Origin of the sequence: Polyangium sp. y55x31 (assembly GCF_029946505.1) — a bacterium.
Lineage (GTDB): Bacteria > Myxococcota_A > Polyangia > Polyangiales > Polyangiaceae > Polyangium.
Map to the genome: position 1 here is coordinate 1 of NZ_JARZHG010000016.1, position 15,756 is coordinate 15,756.

Sequence of the window (15,756 nt, forward strand, 5' to 3'; positions counted from 1 at the left end):
CCGCCACCGCCACCGCCGCCGCCACCACCGCCGCCGCCGCCACCGCCGGCGCCGCCACCGCCGCCGCCGCCACCGCCACCGCCGGCGCCGCCACCGCCACCGCCTCCGGCCTCCTGGCACCTCGGCTTCGACGTCGGGGCTGCATCAACCGTCGGATTCCTCACGCCGTCTTCCGTCGGCGTGAGCGGCGAGGTCACTCTCCGTCTCGGCGTGGCCTCCTTCGGCGTCGGCGTGCTCGGCCTCCCCTGGAGCTCCGTCGACTTCCCGCCGGGCGAGGTCCACCTCTGGCTCGTCGTCGCCACCGCTCGCGCGTGCGGCGCCGTCCTCGGCCGGCCCCGCGGCGTCAGCCTCTCCTTGTGCGCCCAGCCCTTCCTCGGGGCCGTTCACGGCGAGGGCCGCGGCTTGGAGGAGAATCGCGAGGGCACGCGGCCCTGGATCGCCCTCGGCGGCACGGGGCTCCTCGAAGGCCCCCTCGTCGGCCGCCTCGGTTGGTCCGTCCGCCTCGGCTTCGCCGTCCCGCTCCTCTCGCAGGCCTTCACCGTCGACCAGCCTACCGGCGACGCGCCGCCCCTCGCCACGACCCGGACCGTCACCGCCTTCCAGCCCGCATCCATCGGCGGCCTCCTCGGCGCCGGACTCCGCTTTCCGATTCCGTGATGGCGATGCAGCCCTCCCTCCACCCACCAGGGGCCATGACCGCGGACCACCGCACCCCATGAACTTCCGGCAGCTCTACGACGAGCACTTCCCGTTCGTCTGGCGCTCCCTCCGACGCCTCGGGATCCGGGAGGCCGATCTGCCCGACGCCCTGCAGGACGTCTTCCTCGTGGTCCACCGGCGGCTTCCCACGTTCGAGGGACGATCGAAGGTGAGCACCTGGATCTTCGGCATCTGCTTCCGGGTCGCCGGCGACCGGCGCAAGGCCGCCCGGGTCGCCGCGCGCCGAGACGGCGGCGACGAGCTCTTGCTCGACGCGCCCGACGAGCGCGCCGACGTCGCCGCGGAGGCCGAGCGCCGGCAAGGGCTCGCGCAACTCGAAGCGCTGCTCGATGAGCTCCCGCTCGATCAACGCGCAGTGTTCACGCTCTTCGAGCTCGAAGGCATGACGGGCGAGGACATCGCCCAGACCCTGGAGCTGCCCCTGGGCACCGTGTACTCGCGCCTCCGGCTCGCCCGCGAGGCCTTCCGGCGCGGCGCGGCGCGCTCACAGGCGCGCGACCGATTCCACGTGCCGGCGCCCCCGTCCCCGAAGGTCCCGGCGGGGCCCCTCACGAGTCCGGCAGGAGGGAAGCGATGAGCGACCCCAGGCGATGGGTGGAGGAAGATGCAGACGCCGCGCCCCACGAGCGCGCGCTCCTTCGAGCGGGTCTCGACATGGATCCGCCCGCCGGCGCGGAAGACGCGATCTGGGCTGCCCTGAGCGCCAAGATCGGTCCGGACGGCGGTGGAGGGGACGGCGGAGGGGGAGGGGACGGCGGAGGGGGAGGGGACGGCGGAGGGGGAGGGGACGGCGGAGGCTCCGGCGGTGGCTCCTCGGGCGGCGCGGGGACACCTGCGGGGGCGCCTGCCCAGGTGGCGACGGCGAGCTCGTCGACGGTCGGCGGCGCTTCGGGGGTGTTCGGCGTCACGAAAGGGCTGGTCGTCGGGCTTCTGAGCACGGCGATCGTCGCAGGCGCCGTCGCCGCGCTCGTCCCGGCGAAGGAGGCCCCACCGGACGCGCCGAAGGTGGAGCCGACCGCGGCCGCGGAGATCGTGGCGCCCCCCGTGACGGCGGCGCCGGACGTCCCGCCGCCCGAAGCCACGCCGGCGCTCCCGCCGCCCGTGGCGGACGGGGCCCCGAAGAGCGCGCCGCCCCCCAGGCTTTCCCCCTCGGCGAGCGCGTCCCCGACAGAGCCCGCTGCCCCGCCGCCGAGCGTGAATCCGGAGGTGGCCCGCGCCAAGCGCGAAAGCCGACTGCGCGAGGAAAAAACGGCGCTCGGCGACGCGCGCGCCGCGCTGCGAGGCGGCGACACGGCTTCCGCCCTGCAGAAGCTCGAGGCCATGGGTGGTCGTTTTCCGAACGGCACCCTGGAGCAGGAGCGTGAAGCCCTCGCCATCGAGGCCCTCGCCCGCGCCGGCCAGAGCGCCGCCGCCTCGGAGCGCGCCGCCGCATTCCTCCGTGCCTACCCGACGAGCCCTCACGCCATGAAGATCCGAGGTTTCGTCCGATAAAAAAACGGGCATCTTTTTTTGAAATGGCGCCCGGCGCCTCGCTCCACCCACCTCACACGAACCAGGGCGCCGGCCGACCTCCGGCGGCGCCGCCTGCAATGGTAAGGAGAAGCGTCATGCGCAAGCGGTCTGCGATCGCAATGGTTTCGTGTATTCTGGGCCTCGGCGCGACGGGGATCGCGTGTCAGGGCGCCGTCAACGTGGGCGGCAGCAATGGCAACGGCGGGCCGCTCCCGAAGGCGGACAAAGTCGACATCCTGCTCGTCGTGGACAATTCGAGGTCCATGGCCGACAAACACGAAGTCCTCGCGCGCGCGACGCAGGATCTCGTGCAATCGCTGGCGAATCCGCCCTGCGTCGATTCGAACGGCGCCGTCGCATCGAATCCGGCGAGCGCGCTCGACCCCTGTCCCCCCGGCCAGATGCGGCGGCACGTGCCCATGACCGACATCCATGTCGGCGTGATCAGCTCGAGCCTCGGCGGCCACGGCTCCGACTCTTGCCCGGACGTCGACTCGAACGACTTGGCCTGCTCGCCGGGCTCCAACCTGACGAACAACGACAAGGGTCACCTGCTCTCGCGCACCGATGTGTGCGGCGGGGGGCAGGCCCCGACGTACGACGGCAAGGGGTTCCTCGCCTGGGATCCCAAGGGCGCGTTTTCTCCTCCGGGGACGAGTGATCCGAGCGAGCTCGCGACGAACCTCGCGGACATGATCCGCGGCGTCGGCCAGAAGGGCTGCGGATACGAGTCGCAGCTCGAGAGCTGGTATCGCTTCCTGGTCGATCCCGAGCCTCACGCATCGATCAGCGTCGTGAACGGCGAGGCCACACCCCAGGGCCTCGACACCGATCTGCTCGCCCAGCGCGCGAGCTTCCTCCGGCCCGACTCGATGCTCGTGATCCTGACGCTGACCGACGAGAACGACTGCTCGATCAAGGAGTCGGGGCAATCCTTCATAGCGGCCCAGCTCCGCACGCCCGGCGGCGCCCCCTTGAAGTTGCCGCGGCCGAGAGCCGAATGCGCGGCGGACCCGAACGATCCGTGCTGCAAATCGTGCGCGATGCCTCAGGGCGATTGCCCCGCCGATCCTACCTGCCTCGATTCCACGGGGCAGGTCGCCTTGCTGAACGCGGGGGAGGACGACCCCAATCTGCGTTGCTTCGACCAGAAGCGCCGCTTCGGGATCGATTTCCTCTACCCGGTGGATCGATACATCGGCGCGTTGACTCAGGCCACGGTCCCGAATCGCGCGGGTGAGCTCGTCCCGAATCCGATCTTTTCGGACCTGGATCCGAGCGATACGAACGCGAACGTGCGCGATCCGGGGCTCGTCTTCGTGGCAGGCATCGTCGGCGTCCCCTGGCAGGACATCGCCCGCGACCCGTCGAACCTCTCGGCCGGTTACAAGAGCCCGACGGAGCTCGCGGAGAGCGGGACCTGGGACGCCATCCTGGGTGATCCGGCGACGGGCACGGCGCCGACGAACCCGTACATGATCGAGTCGATCGAGAAGCGCTCGGGCGTCACGGCCGGGAACCCGATCAACGGGGGCGATCGCACCATCGGGGACAACGACCTGCAATACGCCTGCACGTTCCCCCTGCTCACGCCGCGGGATTGCTCCGACCCGAGCCATGAGTCCTGCGATTGCTCCGAGCCGAACAACGATAACCCCCTCTGCGCGCCCGACCCGAACAACGGCGGGGCGCGTACGCTGCAGGTCGCGGCCAAGGCGTATCCCAGCCCCCGCACGATGAGCCTGATCGAGGGCGTGGGGAACCAGGGCGTGCTCACCTCGATCTGCCCGAGTAACCTCACGGATCCGAGCGCGGACGATTACGCGTATCGGCCGGTGATCCGGGCGCTCGTCGAGCGACTCGCGAGCCGACTCTGAGCCGCCGCGCTCGCGCCGGGCGAACGAGCTCGAAACACGTGCGTTACCGGTCGAGTTGATGGGTGCGGCCAGACAAGCCCACCGTGACCATGCGCCACCGATTGACGTCCCCCGGTGCCGCGCAAGAGTGCGCGCATGCGATACCTCGCGCTCACATGCGACTACGACGGCACGCTCGCCAAGCACGGCGCGGTCACCGACGAGACCCTCGCAGCGCTCGAGCGCCTCCGCGCGACCGGCCGGAAGGTGGTGCTCGTGACCGGACGCGTGCTCCGCGACTTGTTGGCCATCCTCCCTCGCCCCGAGCTCTTTGATCGCATCGTGGCCGAGAACGGCGCCGTCCTTTATCGTCCCGTCGGACGCGAAGAACGCGTCCTCGCGGAAGCGCCGCCGCCGTGGTTCGTCGATAAGCTTCGCGAAAAGGGCGTCGATTCTCTCTCTGTGGGTCGCGCCATCGTCGCGACCCACGCCTCGCAGGATCATGTGGTGCTCGACGTGATTCGACAGAGCGGCCTCGAGTTACGGATGGTGTATAACCAGGACGCACTGATGGTGCTCCCTGCCGAGGTCGGCAAAGGCAGCGGTCTCCGGGCCGCCTTGCAAGAGCTCGGAATGTCGCCGCACGAGGTCGTAGGCATCGGCAATGCCGAGAACGATCACGCCTTCCTCGCGCTCTGCGAGTGCTCCGCGACGACGGCCGACGCCGTTCCATCGCTCAGGGAGCGCGCGGACCTCGTGACGAAAGGCGAAAACGGGCGGGGGGTCGTCGAGCTGATCGACGGGCTCATCGACGACGACCTGCGCCACGTCGAGCCCCGCCTGACGCGCCGGCACGCGCTCCTCGGCACGACGGACGACGGTCAGCCGCTGCTCATCCCTCCGTACGGACGCAACGTCCTCGTGGTGGGCCCGTCCGGCAGCGGCAAGACGACATTCGCAATGGCGCTGCTCGAACGGCTGGCGGAGCAATCGTACCAGTTCATCGCGATCGATCCCGAGGGGGACTATTCTCGATTCGAAGACGCCATCGAGCTCGGGGACATTCGTCGTCCACCGAGCATCGACGAAATTTTGCGCGTGCTCGACAACCCCGACACAGACGTGTCGGTCAATCTCCTTGCAATCGCGCTCGGCGACAGGCCTGCGTTCCTCGAGCAGCTCTTCCCGCGGCTGCAATCGATGCGTGCCCGGACGGGTCGACCCCACTGGATCCTGATTGACGAGGCGCACCATGTCTGGCCGTCCGCCTGGGGGCCCGTATCCCTGACATTTCCGCAGGAGGTGGGCGAGCTCGTCCTCGTCACGCTCCATGCCGACGAGATTGCCGTACCGATACTCGAACGTATCGACGTCGTGATCTCGGTCGGCCCGATCCCGGAACCGGAGCTTGTTGCTTTCAGCGTGGCGATCGGAGTTCAACCCCCTCAGGTGACCGCGCCTCCGCGCCCTGGGGATGTGCTCGTATGGAACCGCGGCGCGGGTCACGCGCCGCGCTGGGTGACGCCGGCGCCAGGGCGGGGGGAGCACCTGAGGCACCTTCGGAAGTACGCCGAGGGCAACCTTCGCGAAAAGAGCTTTTATTTCCGGGGCCCGGACGATCGGCTGAACCTTCGTGCCCGTAACCTGGCCGTATTCGTCGAGATTGCAGAAGGGGTCGACGACGAGACGTGGCTCTACCACCTCGCGCAGGGCGATTACACGCGTTGGTTTGCCGAAGCGGTCAAGGACCCTGCCTTGTCAGCGACGGCAGCGGAGATCGCCGCGCGCACGGATCTCACGCCCCGGCAGAGCCGCGCGTTGATCTCCGAAGCCATCACGACCCGCTACACGCTGCCTGCCAGGCCGTAGTCGTGCAAATCTTCCATGTTTCGTGGCGCGGAACCATCGACCCTCAACGAAAAGCGGCCAGGATTGCCGCCATCACGTCGGCCCATTTCGGCGAGGATGGCTCGATCACGGCGAAATGATCAGCGTCGGCGATCGAAACGAGCTTGATATCCGGCTCGCCCGCGGCCTTCGCGACCCTGAGGAAATGGTCGCTCATCGACGAAGGGACGATCAAGTCGGCCGTACCGTGGATCAAGACCTGCCGCACGCCGATCGGCAAGAGGCTCGCGGGCGAGACCTCGGCATAACGAACCGGCACCTCCATGGGCGAGCCTCCGACGAGCTTCGCGGCGAGGCCATTGCACACGCCGAGCGAGATGGACTCCTTCAAATCGAGGATCCCCGCGAGCGAGACGGCGGCGCGGATCGGCAACGGATCCTGTCCATGGAGCGCGCTCTGCGGCGACAACTTCGATCGCGCCGCGACCCAGACGCCGAGATGCCCGCCCGCCGAATGCCCCACGGTGACGACTTTTTCGAGGTCGAGCTCGTACTTTGGCGCGAGCGCGCGGACCGCATCCACCGCCATTCCGACGTCGAGCATCGTGTTCGGGTATCCGCCGCCCGTGTCTCCGATCCGGCGGTACTCGATGTTCCACGTCGCGACGCCGGCGGCGCGCAAGGACTCGCTCATGGAGTCCATCAAATCGAGGCCATATTCGTTGACCCAGCAGCCCCCGTGGATCACCACGGCAACCGGGAAAGGCCCCGCCCGGCTCGGGACGCGCAGATCGCCGAATTGCAAGGGATCCGAGCCATACGAGATCCGCTCTTTCGGGCGTGGGCCTGCGTCGACCTCCGGCGTCGTCGTGGGCGACGGGCGCGGCCCGGCATTTCCTTCGGGCGCGGCGCAGGCGAAGAGCAGCGCGGCGCAGATCCCCAAAAGCCCAAGGCGAAGCTCGGCCCTCATGCCTCGCTCGTATCCCGAGCGCAGAGAGCCATGCCCCGGCGCCAGCAAAGCGCGAGCGCGAGCAGAGAGAAAAATCTTGAGAGGTTGCGCCATGGCTACTTCTCTTTCTCGGTTTTGTTCTTCTCGCGCGTCACCATGTCGAGGAGCTGCGTGGCGACGTTCCTCTCCACCGGAAACGGGTTGACGCCGAAGCTCTCGGCCACGGCATCCTGGTCGAACAAGAAGCGGCGCAACACCTCGGTCGGATACTCCTCGAGCGGCAGCGCGAACGCGCCGTAGGGTTTGCCAGTCGCCGCGAGCGTGTGGTGTGACCGCGTGCCGATGCCACGGAACTCGTGGCAACTGAGGCACCCTTGCTCGCCGATCATCACCTCACGCAGCCCTCGGGGGAGCGAGCGCATCGGCGCGAGCGGATCGGTCTCCACCCAATGAAAGCTCGTCGCGTCGAGTCCGAACGTGTAAGTCGTCTTGCTCAGGATGTTCGGCAGCGGCGTTCGGAAGTGAAGGAACGCGCCGAGCGGCCGGATCATCACCGGCATCGGCTCCTCACCCTTGATCCACGAGTAGGCGCGCTTCGAGCGGTAGAAGGTGGCCACGCGGTAAAGGTTGTCCTCGTCGTCGAGCCCGACCACGATGACCGGCTGCACCTTCTCCAACACGTCGCGCCGAAAATACTCCTGCTCGCCGCGAAGGTTCGAGACCACCAGCCAGTTCCCCTTGCCGACCTCGGACTCTGGCCGACCGGCCAGATAGCTGAGCAAATCGATGGCCTGGTACGTCTTGCCGACATAGGGGTAGAGCTCGATCGGCATTGGGCCGAACAAGGACGTCATCGTCCGGCGCACGTTGTCGTCGACCGGGTAGGTGACGATGGCTTTGGGATCCTTGCGGAGGTCCGACAGATCGAGCGGTGGATGGGCGCCCCAGCGGTGGAGCACGCCGAACGGGTTGTCGAGGGGGAGCTCGTCGGGGCCGGAGGCGACGAATCGAAACACCAGATCGCCGACGTCGTTTCCCTCGTCGCCCCAGTGCAAGATGCTGTGGGTGTCGCGCCCGGGGACCACGAAATCGTCGACGTCACGCGCGCCAGCCTTCCACAGAGCCCGCGCGAAGGACCGCGCGAGGGGCGCCCAGTTGCTCTCATCGTCGTCCCCGCCGGAAAGCATCAGGAACGGCGGCGAGTCCGAGCGCGCATAAGCGATGGGCGAGGACTCGTTGCGATCTTCGACCGAGCCGGCAAAAAACGCCGCGTCCGGGTGCCCCTCGAGCGCCGCTTCGCTCAGGTCGTAGGTGCCGCGGAACAAGATGACACCGTCGACGCGCTTGGGATCCATGCCGGCCCCCTCGAGGAGCCGTCTGTCGAGCGCGAGCATCGACGCCATCCACGCGCCGAGGCCGCGACCGACGAGCACCAAGCGCGTCGGCGCGCGGGCGTCGGTCGCGTGTTTCACGATCCTGGCGACATCTGCGGCGCACCCGCGCAGCGTCTGGCCTTCGTGGACGTCGAACGAGACTGCTGCGACGGTTATGCCGTTTCGCTGTAGCGAGTCGCCGACGTTCGCGGCGAAAGCCTGGCGCTCGTCGGGCTGGGAAGGCTCATTCCCCTGGAGGAAAACGACCAGCGGCCCGCGCTCGTTCGACGTTCCGGGCGCGTACAGGTCGACCGTGATGCTCGGCCCATGAGGCCCCTGCTGCTGCAGCCAGGCATAGGTCACCGTGGCCACGGAAGCTTTGCCTCCAGCTCCTCCGCGCGGCCAGATGAGGTGCGTGCCGACGACGAGCAAGGCCATACCAAGCGTCAGGCCCAGCCATCGAAATTCCCGTTTGCCCATCATCCACCCGGCTTTCGTCGACACCCGACACGGCAAGCAAGCCGGTCTTCGGTCGCCCTGGGCGACGCACGATGTGCGCCACGGAAACCGACGCGATCGGTTTCACCTCGCTTATCGATGACGGCGGTCCTATGAAGGGCTCGACGATGATGGCCTGGGCGTCGTGCCGTCGTTCAGCAGGCCGCAGCTCTTTCGCACGGTGAAGGATCGGCCAGAGTATCCAGGAAGGCCGTTTGGAAGCCTCGCGGAGGCAAGAGCGTGGGTCGAGGGGGTTGTCCGTTGGTACAACCTAGGGACAACGACCTCGACGCTTCCTGTCCACAAAAAGCCGTTCGCCGGCGCGAGGCCAGCGAACGGGTAATCATGCGCGTACGGCCAAGGTCAATGGATTACCAACGCCACCAGCGATTGCCGCCGTGCCACCAGCGATTGCCGCCGTACCACCAGCGATTGCCGTACCACCAGCGATTGCCATCCCACCAGCGATTGCCGTACCACCAGCGATTGCCATCCCACCAGCGATTGCCGTACCACCAGCGATTGCCGTCCCACCACCACCGCGGCTGCGCCTCGAGCGCGTCGAGGCTCTCGTCCGTGTTCCCCTCGATCGCGTCGTCGTCGTTCGCCATCGCGAGGTTGTCTTCGTCGTCCGCCCGCGCGTCCGAGGCGACGAGCGAGGTGCCCGCCGCCGCGGCGGTGGAAAGCGCGATGATGCCTGCGATTTTCACGGATTTATTCATGATCCCCTCCCTTCGTCGCGGCAATGGGCGCACCGCCAACGGAGCGCTCCGCGCCGCGCGAAGCTTAAACGGGATCTTGAGCCGAGCCGGCCTCCGTCGAGCCGTCCTGAGCAGATTCGAGCAGGTGAAAGACAACGTGGGCGGCAACCTGTTGAAGAGGTTTCACGTCACGTCGCAGTAGAACGGTAGGGTCCGACCTGGACCCATCCCCTTCCGATCGTAGGGCGACATCGACAAACGGGGCGTGGTTCAGCGCTTGCCAGCGTTACGCCGCTCCCAGCGCCACATGAGTTCGCGCCGGAAGAGCATCCGGTCTGCGAGCACGTCGCGCTCGCAGCGGACCTTGTCGAGCCCGATGGTGCCGGCGTCGAAGACGGCCGCGCCGCTCCACGACGCGGGGAGCTTGGGGCCCCGGGCCGTGCAGAGCTGGCTCGCGTGGTGGTCGCGGGCGTAGAGGCGCAGCTCGCACCGCGGCGAGGGCACCTCGATTTTCTCCACCGTGACGTCCGTGAAGGTTTGTTCTCCCACGTATCCCGAGTCGATCCGCTCCGCCACCGGTGCGGTGCCCGGTGGCGTTTCCACCGGGCAGAGCGCGGCCAGGTGGTACCCCATGTCGGAGCCGCCGGGGCTGCAGTCCCGGCGCTCGATGCGGTACCGCACCGTGAGCACTCCCTCCTTCGGCGCTGGCCAGGCGATGGGGGCATCACCCGCGGGGAGGATCTTCAGCTCCGGTCCGACGACGGCGGGCGGATCCGGCTTGTCGAGCAGCTCGGCGATCTGCCGGAGGGTACCGTCCCATGGGTCGGGGGCGCGGTTCTCGTATTCCTTTCGGAGGGCGAGCGCCTCGCGCTTCCACGTCTCGACTGGCTCGGCCGTCTCCGTGGCGGGACCGGAGGGCGCGCAGGCGACGAGCAGGAGCAGCGGGGAATGGTGGAGCGCGGTTTTCATGGGCGGGCGTAGAGACGGGTGAGCGGGTGGATAATTCTACAGAGGCGGGCACGCACGATTGGCCTTATCTACCCGCAACGGCGCTCGACCCGGTACGCGTGGGAGGGTCCCGTGAGGACGGCGCCGATGCTACGGTCCACCCCGGATTCAGCTCGGATCATTCCTCGTCCCCGGCCAGCAGATCCGCGGGGTCATGGTCGTACTTGATCAGATCGCCCGGCTCGCATTCGAGCACCGCGCAGAGCTTGGACAGGGTCGAAAACCGGACTCCGCGGACCTTGCCCGAGCGGAACAAGGACAGGTGCGTCTGGCTCACCCCTATCAGCGCGGCGAGCTGCTTCGCCTTCATGCCCTTTCTGGCGAGCACGTCGTCCAGCGTGATTCGGATCGGCATCAGAAGATCTCGTCGAGTTCGCTTTGCAGAGCGAAGGCATGCGAAAGGACATTGGCGAGGAGCGTCAGCGCAAGACCGACCGCGCCGAGGACGAGTCCACCCACGTCGTAGGCGATCACATAGCCGGGCCCGAAACCGAGCGCGCGCGTCAAGCTCGGGACGATGAAGACGCTCATCAGCGCGCCGGCCGCCAGCATGATCCCGACGCGACGCAGGGCCCGGGTGATCGTTGGGGTGAAGAGCTCGCCTCGCGAGAATGCGGCAGCGCCTGCCGGGCCCCCCACAGCGCCAGCAGATAAAACACCTCGGGACACGCTGCCACGTCCTGCATGGCCAGACGGCGCGCCGATTCTCCGCCGCCGTCCCGGAACAGGGCGATCGTGGCGGCGGAGAACCGTTCGAGCACCAGCAACGCCGACAGCAGCGCCAGACGGCAAGGCCCTACGGATCCTCGCGGACCAGGGAATCTCCGCCCGAGCCGATGAAGGAAAGGTCGCCATGCCCCAGGCCTCCGATGAAGAAATCGCCGCGGTGAACCGGTCCCTCGTGGGCCACGGGCTCGACGTGTACGAGCTCCAGGTGGCCAGGACCGATCTCGAGACCATCTTCATGGATCTGATCGAGGGGCGCTCGTGAGCCGGGTCTTCTTCCACAGTCTTCATAGCGAGTGGCTCAAGCAGCGGAGGAGCCTCGCCTCGTGGATGGTGATCGTGGGGGCGTTCTTCACGCCGGCCATCATCATCGTGGCCCGACTGATTCATCGCGAAGGACTGCCGAGCCTCTACGCCTCGGACGGCTTCTGGCAGCTGTTGTGGAGGAATTCGTGGGAATCGGCGGCGATCTTCTTCCTGCCCATCGGGGGGACCCTGGCGACGACGCTGATCACGCAGATCGAATACAAGAACAACGCCTGGAAGCTTTTGCATACGTTGCCATTGAGCGTGGCGACGATCTACTTCTCCAAGCTCGCGATCATCCTCTTGATGCTCGTCCAGTTCTTCCTGCTGTTCAATGTTGGGATCTACCTGTCGGCAGTGATCCCGCATCTGCTCGTGCCGGGCGTCCCGTATCCAATGGGCCCCATACCCCATGCCCGATTCATCGGGGAGAATCTGCTGTTCTTCCTGGACTGCCTTCCGATCGTGGCGCTGCAGTACGCGATCAGCTTGCGGTTCAGGAACTTTCTGATCCCGGTCGGAATTGGGTTCATGCTCTGGGTAGGCACGTTGGCCGCGCTCTCCTGGCAGTGGAGCTTCCTGATTCCGTACTCCTATACGATGATCGAGTACCTGAAGGAGGGGGCCCGTGGCAAAGTCGCCGCGCCTGCGGTCGACATCCATGCCATGGCGATCGGGTACTTCCTCCTGTTCACGACCGCCGGTTATTATTGGCTGTTCGCGACCCGGAAGGAGAAGGGCTGAGCGCTCCGCCTCCCCCTTGCTCGTCAGCGGGTCATTGCACGGAGGTGCACCGAGATTCAGCCCTCGATTGCCTGCGCCGCATCGAGACAGAGGTCCTCTCGGTACATTGCGCCGATGATCTGCACGCCCTGGGGCAGGCCGCCGAAGATCCCCACCGGGACCGCGACGGCAGGCACCCCGACGAAGCTGCTGGCGTGCAGAGGCGCATGGCCGTCGTCACACGCGCGTGTCCTTCCCGGGACCGGCGTCGGCGGCTCGTCGAGCGGGGCCCCCTGGATCGGTCTTGGGCTCTTGCTCGTGCTGCAGCGGAGGCGGAAAAGCCTAGCGTTTCGCCAGCGCTCCGCTACCGTCGCGGCGATGCGTTTCCTTCCTCGTGTCCTGCGTAGCTGCCTCCTCGCTGTCAGTCTCGGGTGCCTACCGGGTTGCATTGACCTCCTTCGCGGTGGCGCTGAGCTCATTCGAGAGGCGAATGCCCCGGAGGAGGAGCCGGCGAAACCCGAGGCTGCCGCTGCCGCGAAAGAGCCGAAAAAGCCCAAAGAGTCGAGCTTTCCTGTCGTCGCGGCGCCGTATCAGCGCCGGATCCTCTTCGCGAACAAGCCGCTGAAGGCGGACGCCAGCAACGCCTCGATCGCGATCGACACGTGGACGCTTGGAGACCCGCTGTTCATCCATGCCTATGGGGGGGCCTACGGGGCGGAGGCCCCGAAATTCGTCGTGTTGTACGCAGAGGTCAACGGCGAGCCCGCCGCCTGTGCCGACAATGAGATCATCCAGGGTGCGGATTTCGGGGCGCTCGGCCGTGTCGAGCTTCACGGCGACTCGATCACGCCGGTTCAAGGCGGGGTTGGTCCGCAGGCGTTTGATACGCACATGGGCATGCCGGCGAGCGTCTATGCGGGGGTCTGGGCGAACAACCTGAAGAGCGATCGACCCTGGGCGCGGACCTGGGAGGAGTTTCACAAGCGCATCATCCCCATGATGCACGTGGGCGACAACACGCTGAAGCTCACGCTCGCGGACGAGAAACGCACCGAGATCTTTGCCGAGGGGACGGTGACCATCAAGGTTCCGAGCGAGGCTGCGTTCAAGGCCGAGCTTTCGGCGAACGTCGAGACATCGGAGAGCGGAGACCCCGCGACCTTGCGCGAGATCAACAAGCTCGTGCGGGCTCATTCCTGGTTTCGTGACCTTCAGATCGTGCGGGTCTCCTACGCCCTCGACAAGTGGAGAAAAGAGTACGAGGGCCGCGAGGTCGTCAGGGCCACCATGAACGTCGACGTGATTTTTCGCAAAACCGGGGACAAGTTCCCCGCGCGATGTCGCGTGAGAGGCGTCGTCGCCGCGCGCAATGCAGAGGGCAGCCCGGAGACGAAATTCGGCAAGATTTTCCTCGACAGTTACACCTTGGAGACGCGGTGGACCCCGTGTCCATGAGCCGACCGGCCCGAAGCCCCGACGAGATCACTCCGCGGCGTCTGTCAGATACCGGTGGATGCTCAGGTTTCGGTCCGCGCGCCACCAAGCACCTCGAGGAAAACGGCTGCGAGCGAGGAGGATGGTATCATGAACTACCAAACTCACGAGCTGCTCGGTGGGTCGCCCTGTTCGCGTGCGCCCGTGCTAGGGTGGCCCTACCGTGATCCAGATTTTCGGCACGACGAAATGCAAAGCGACGCGTGCGGCGCAGCGGTTCTTTGCAGAGCGCGGCATCAAGGTGCAGAGCGTCGACCTGCGCGAAAAGGGACTCTCCAAGGGAGAGCTCGCCAGCGTCGCGCGTGCCGTGGGCGGCATGCGCGCGCTCTACGATGCGGAGAGTCCACGCGTGAAGGAGCGCGGGCTCCAGTACAGCGCCCCGACCGAGGCACGCCTCGCCGAGCTGCTCCTGGAGGATCCGCTGCTGCTCCGCACGCCCATCGTGCGCTCCGGGGCGCGCTCGGCGGTGGGCGCGGACGAGTCCGCATGGAAGGTGCTCGCGGACGCCGAAAAGGCGCGGTGATCTGTCGCCGCAAGCTTTGTCTTCGTTATGCATGAGGCGGATGGTAGGGCTTCCCGCTGCCAAGGTGCTCGCCAGCGTTCGGTCGTGATCGTGCGGAAGTTGCGAATCATTGGAATTTCGCAACAGAAGCATCGATCTTCGGGACAACCTGCCCAGTTTTCGGGCTCGGACACGCGAGCATATCGATCTCGTATCTCCGCGGCGAAATCTCCCACGAGGCCGACGCGGCGGCAGCCGGAACGAAGACGTTCCCTCGACGCGCCCGTGCACGATTATTGCAAGTTCAAGGAATCCTGACCGCTCCTGGCGCCTGGTTGCGCCATGCTGAGCCATCTCCGGAGATGAAGACCATGTCTTTTCCCCGCAAACGGAAGCCCCGCCGAAAGCCTTTTGTCGTCACCATCGCCCAGGCCGCGACCGCCGTCGTGTTGTTGCCCGGGTGTATCACCACCGTCACGTCGAACCCGCCTCCCACCGAGACCGAGAACCCTCCCACCGAGACCGAGAACCCGCCTCCCACCGAGACCGAGAACCCGCCTCCTGTCGAGACATCCGAGTGCCCCGCGACGCCGCCCGACACGAACACGCCGTGTACCGAGCCGCTCTCGTGCGAGTACGACATCGGATGCGTGGAGTTATATTATTGCGAAGAGGGGACATGGCACATGACGAGCGGGTGCAATCCGCCCCCCGTCGACCCATGCCCGCCCGAAGCGCCGGCGTCGGGAGCGCTTTGCAGCTACGTGACCACGTGCAGCTACATTGTCGATTACGGCTGCGGTCCGGAGGAGCAGACGGCCTCGTGTGATGGCGCGGTCTGGACCACCGAGGGCATATCGACCTGCAATCCCCCGCCCCCCGACTATTGTGTTTCCTACAAGAACGAGACGGAGTGCGGCGCGGACGCAGGCTGCCGCTGGCTCGTCCCGGGCTGCGGGATGCCGGCCCTCCCGGAGGCGGGCTGCTTCGCCGTGACGGATTGCACCGGCGACTTCGATTGCCCCATCTCCGGCGGCACGTGCCAGGAGGTGAGCATCAATCCCTGCCACAACCAGCCCTGCAACGCCTGCGGCATGACCGTCTCGGTGTGCGTGACGCCGGCCGCCCCCTGAACCTGCGCTCGGTCTCTACGAACCGTTCTGTGCAATCGGCGGCGCCGCAGAATCAAACGGTATGCTGACTTCTTTGCATACCTATGGGTCAACGGATCGGGTTATCGTACCAGACGGTCTGCGGGTTCGATGGCAGGTGCACCGCGCAGGATGGCAAGTGCATTGCGACGGCCGAGAGCTGCAAGGCGGAAATGCTTTGCGGTGGATTCGGGCGATGCACGTTCGCCAATGGCGAGTGTGTCGCGACGGCGGAGTCTTGCCGGGCGGCAGAGCAGTGTGAGCACGCGGGGCTCTGCGTGCTGGGCAAGAAGGGCCGGTGCGAGGCCGACGAGGCGAGCTGCAAGGCCTCGGCGATGTGCAAGGACGAGGGCGCTTGCCGGGCGGTCGACGGCGAGTGTCAGAAGTGA

17 protein-coding genes and 2 pseudogenes are annotated in these 15,756 nt (G+C 66.9%); 12 read left to right on the forward strand and 7 right to left on the reverse strand.

Annotated features, from left to right (window positions below; all coding sequences use genetic code 11):
• Window positions 1-210 precede the first annotated feature (210 nt).
• The 5 genes from QHF84_RS25925 to QHF84_RS25945 all read left to right on the forward strand — a co-directional run bounded on the left by QHF84_RS25925 (window position 211) and on the right by QHF84_RS25945 (window position 5,957).
• A complete protein-coding gene (locus QHF84_RS25925) occupies window positions 211-657 on the forward strand; it encodes a hypothetical protein (RefSeq protein WP_281316098.1) in 447 nt (148 codons plus the stop codon).
• Between the two features lie 58 nt (window positions 658-715).
• Window positions 716-1,297, forward strand: coding sequence for an RNA polymerase sigma factor (locus tag QHF84_RS25930; RefSeq protein ID WP_281316099.1), 582 nt, complete (start codon window positions 716-718; stop codon window positions 1,295-1,297).
• A complete protein-coding gene (gene bamD, locus QHF84_RS25935; protein WP_281316100.1) occupies window positions 1,294-2,211 on the forward strand; it encodes an outer membrane protein assembly factor BamD in 918 nt (305 codons plus the stop codon). Before QHF84_RS25930 ends, bamD begins: the two co-directional genes overlap by 4 nt.
• Window positions 2,212-2,327: 116 nt before the next feature.
• Window positions 2,328-4,109, forward strand: a complete 1,782-nt coding sequence (locus QHF84_RS25940) for a hypothetical protein (RefSeq protein ID WP_281316101.1) — start codon at window positions 2,328-2,330, stop codon at window positions 4,107-4,109.
• A gap of 135 nt (window positions 4,110-4,244) precedes the next feature.
• The gene (locus QHF84_RS25945; protein WP_281316102.1) at window positions 4,245-5,957 is read left to right on the forward strand and encodes an HAD-IIB family hydrolase; all 1,713 of its coding nucleotides are present in this window, start codon (window positions 4,245-4,247) and stop codon (window positions 5,955-5,957) included.
• A 43-nt stretch (window positions 5,958-6,000) separates the two neighbouring features.
• On the opposite strand, the gene QHF84_RS25950 is transcribed toward QHF84_RS25945, so the two are convergent.
• Complete coding sequence (locus QHF84_RS25950) at window positions 6,001-6,906, reverse strand: alpha/beta hydrolase (RefSeq protein WP_281316103.1); 906 nt, start codon at window positions 6,904-6,906, stop codon at window positions 6,001-6,003.
• A 95-nt stretch (window positions 6,907-7,001) separates the two neighbouring features.
• Entirely contained in the window at window positions 7,002-8,696 is a 1,695-nt protein-coding gene (locus QHF84_RS25955; protein ID WP_281316104.1) for a hypothetical protein, read from the reverse strand.
• 158 nt (window positions 8,697-8,854) lie between these two features.
• Here QHF84_RS25955 and QHF84_RS25960 point away from each other — a divergent pair.
• Window positions 8,855-9,027 (forward strand): annotated as a pseudogene (locus QHF84_RS25960) (IS3 family transposase); the annotation flags it as partial.
• Window positions 9,028-9,127: 100 nt separating this feature from the next.
• Here QHF84_RS25960 and QHF84_RS25965 read toward each other — a convergent pair.
• From QHF84_RS25965 to QHF84_RS25980, 4 genes are all read right to left on the reverse strand, one after another.
• Entirely contained in the window at window positions 9,128-9,478 is a 351-nt protein-coding gene (locus QHF84_RS25965; protein ID WP_281316105.1) for a hypothetical protein, read from the reverse strand.
• A 249-nt stretch (window positions 9,479-9,727) separates the two neighbouring features.
• On the reverse strand, window positions 9,728-10,426 hold the full coding sequence (locus QHF84_RS25970) for a hypothetical protein (RefSeq protein ID WP_281316106.1): 699 nt from the start codon (window positions 10,424-10,426) through the stop codon (window positions 9,728-9,730).
• Window positions 10,427-10,583: 157 nt separating this feature from the next.
• On the reverse strand, window positions 10,584-10,820 hold the full coding sequence (locus tag QHF84_RS25975; RefSeq protein WP_281316107.1) for a helix-turn-helix transcriptional regulator: 237 nt from the start codon (window positions 10,818-10,820) through the stop codon (window positions 10,584-10,586).
• A complete protein-coding gene (locus QHF84_RS25980; RefSeq protein ID WP_281316108.1) occupies window positions 10,820-11,320 on the reverse strand; it encodes a DUF2975 domain-containing protein in 501 nt (166 codons plus the stop codon). The genes QHF84_RS25975 and QHF84_RS25980 overlap by 1 nt, the downstream gene beginning before the upstream one ends.
• On the opposite strand from QHF84_RS25980, the gene QHF84_RS25985 reads away from it, so the two are divergent.
• Together QHF84_RS25985 and QHF84_RS25990 are read left to right on the forward strand one after the other, a co-directional pair.
• A complete protein-coding gene (locus QHF84_RS25985; protein ID WP_281316109.1) occupies window positions 11,319-11,456 on the forward strand; it encodes a hypothetical protein in 138 nt (45 codons plus the stop codon). The genes QHF84_RS25980 and QHF84_RS25985 overlap by 2 nt on opposite strands.
• Complete coding sequence (locus QHF84_RS25990; protein ID WP_281316110.1) at window positions 11,453-12,241, forward strand: ABC transporter permease; 789 nt, start codon at window positions 11,453-11,455, stop codon at window positions 12,239-12,241. The genes QHF84_RS25985 and QHF84_RS25990 overlap by 4 nt, the downstream gene beginning before the upstream one ends.
• A 56-nt stretch (window positions 12,242-12,297) precedes the next feature.
• On the opposite strand, the pseudogene QHF84_RS50270 reads toward QHF84_RS25990, so the two are convergent.
• A pseudogene (locus QHF84_RS50270) lies at window positions 12,298-12,464 on the reverse strand (indole acetimide hydrolase); the annotation flags it as partial.
• Between the two features lie 134 nt (window positions 12,465-12,598).
• On the opposite strand from QHF84_RS50270, the gene QHF84_RS25995 reads away from it, so the two are divergent.
• The 4 genes from QHF84_RS25995 (at window position 12,599) to QHF84_RS26010 (ending at window position 15,756) form a co-directional block, all read left to right on the forward strand.
• Window positions 12,599-13,675 carry a hypothetical protein gene (locus tag QHF84_RS25995; protein ID WP_281316111.1) on the forward strand — a complete coding sequence of 359 codons (1,077 nt, stop codon included), beginning with the start codon at window positions 12,599-12,601 and terminating at the stop codon, window positions 13,673-13,675.
• 202 nt (window positions 13,676-13,877) lie between these two features.
• On the forward strand, window positions 13,878-14,237 hold the full coding sequence (locus tag QHF84_RS26000; RefSeq protein ID WP_281316112.1) for an ArsC/Spx/MgsR family protein: 360 nt from the start codon (window positions 13,878-13,880) through the stop codon (window positions 14,235-14,237).
• A 350-nt stretch (window positions 14,238-14,587) separates the two neighbouring features.
• Window positions 14,588-15,349 carry a hypothetical protein gene (locus QHF84_RS26005; RefSeq protein WP_281316113.1) on the forward strand — a complete coding sequence of 254 codons (762 nt, stop codon included), beginning with the start codon at window positions 14,588-14,590 and terminating at the stop codon, window positions 15,347-15,349.
• An 83-nt stretch (window positions 15,350-15,432) separates the two neighbouring features.
• Window positions 15,433-15,756 carry a hypothetical protein gene (locus tag QHF84_RS26010; protein WP_281316114.1) on the forward strand — a complete coding sequence of 108 codons (324 nt, stop codon included), beginning with the start codon at window positions 15,433-15,435 and terminating at the stop codon, window positions 15,754-15,756.

Bases quoted from the DNA above. Each gene is read 5' to 3' on its own strand.
- QHF84_RS25980 (WP_281316108.1), bottom strand. From the start codon at position 11,320: ATGGCGACCTTTCCTTCATCGGCTCGGGCGGAGATTCCCTGGTCCGCG.
- QHF84_RS25955 (WP_281316104.1), bottom strand. From the start codon at position 8,696: ATGGCCTTGCTCGTCGTCGGCACGCACCTCATCTGGCCGCGCGGAGGA.
- QHF84_RS25965 (WP_281316105.1), bottom strand. From the start codon at position 9,478: ATGAATAAATCCGTGAAAATCGCAGGCATCATCGCGCTTTCCACCGCC.
- QHF84_RS25945 (WP_281316102.1), top strand. From the start codon at position 4,245: ATGCGATACCTCGCGCTCACATGCGACTACGACGGCACGCTCGCCAAG.
- QHF84_RS26010 (WP_281316114.1), top strand. From the start codon at position 15,433: ATGGGTCAACGGATCGGGTTATCGTACCAGACGGTCTGCGGGTTCGAT.
- QHF84_RS25970 (WP_281316106.1), bottom strand. From the start codon at position 10,426: ATGAAAACCGCGCTCCACCATTCCCCGCTGCTCCTGCTCGTCGCCTGC.
- QHF84_RS25975 (WP_281316107.1), bottom strand. From the start codon at position 10,820: ATGCCGATCCGAATCACGCTGGACGACGTGCTCGCCAGAAAGGGCATG.
- QHF84_RS25995 (WP_281316111.1), top strand. From the start codon at position 12,599: ATGCGTTTCCTTCCTCGTGTCCTGCGTAGCTGCCTCCTCGCTGTCAGT.
- bamD (WP_281316100.1), top strand. From the start codon at position 1,294: ATGAGCGACCCCAGGCGATGGGTGGAGGAAGATGCAGACGCCGCGCCC.
- QHF84_RS25985 (WP_281316109.1), top strand. From the start codon at position 11,319: ATGCCCCAGGCCTCCGATGAAGAAATCGCCGCGGTGAACCGGTCCCTC.
- QHF84_RS25940 (WP_281316101.1), top strand. From the start codon at position 2,328: ATGCGCAAGCGGTCTGCGATCGCAATGGTTTCGTGTATTCTGGGCCTC.
- QHF84_RS26005 (WP_281316113.1), top strand. From the start codon at position 14,588: ATGTCTTTTCCCCGCAAACGGAAGCCCCGCCGAAAGCCTTTTGTCGTC.
- QHF84_RS25930 (WP_281316099.1), top strand. From the start codon at position 716: ATGAACTTCCGGCAGCTCTACGACGAGCACTTCCCGTTCGTCTGGCGC.
- QHF84_RS25950 (WP_281316103.1), bottom strand. From the start codon at position 6,906: ATGAGGGCCGAGCTTCGCCTTGGGCTTTTGGGGATCTGCGCCGCGCTG.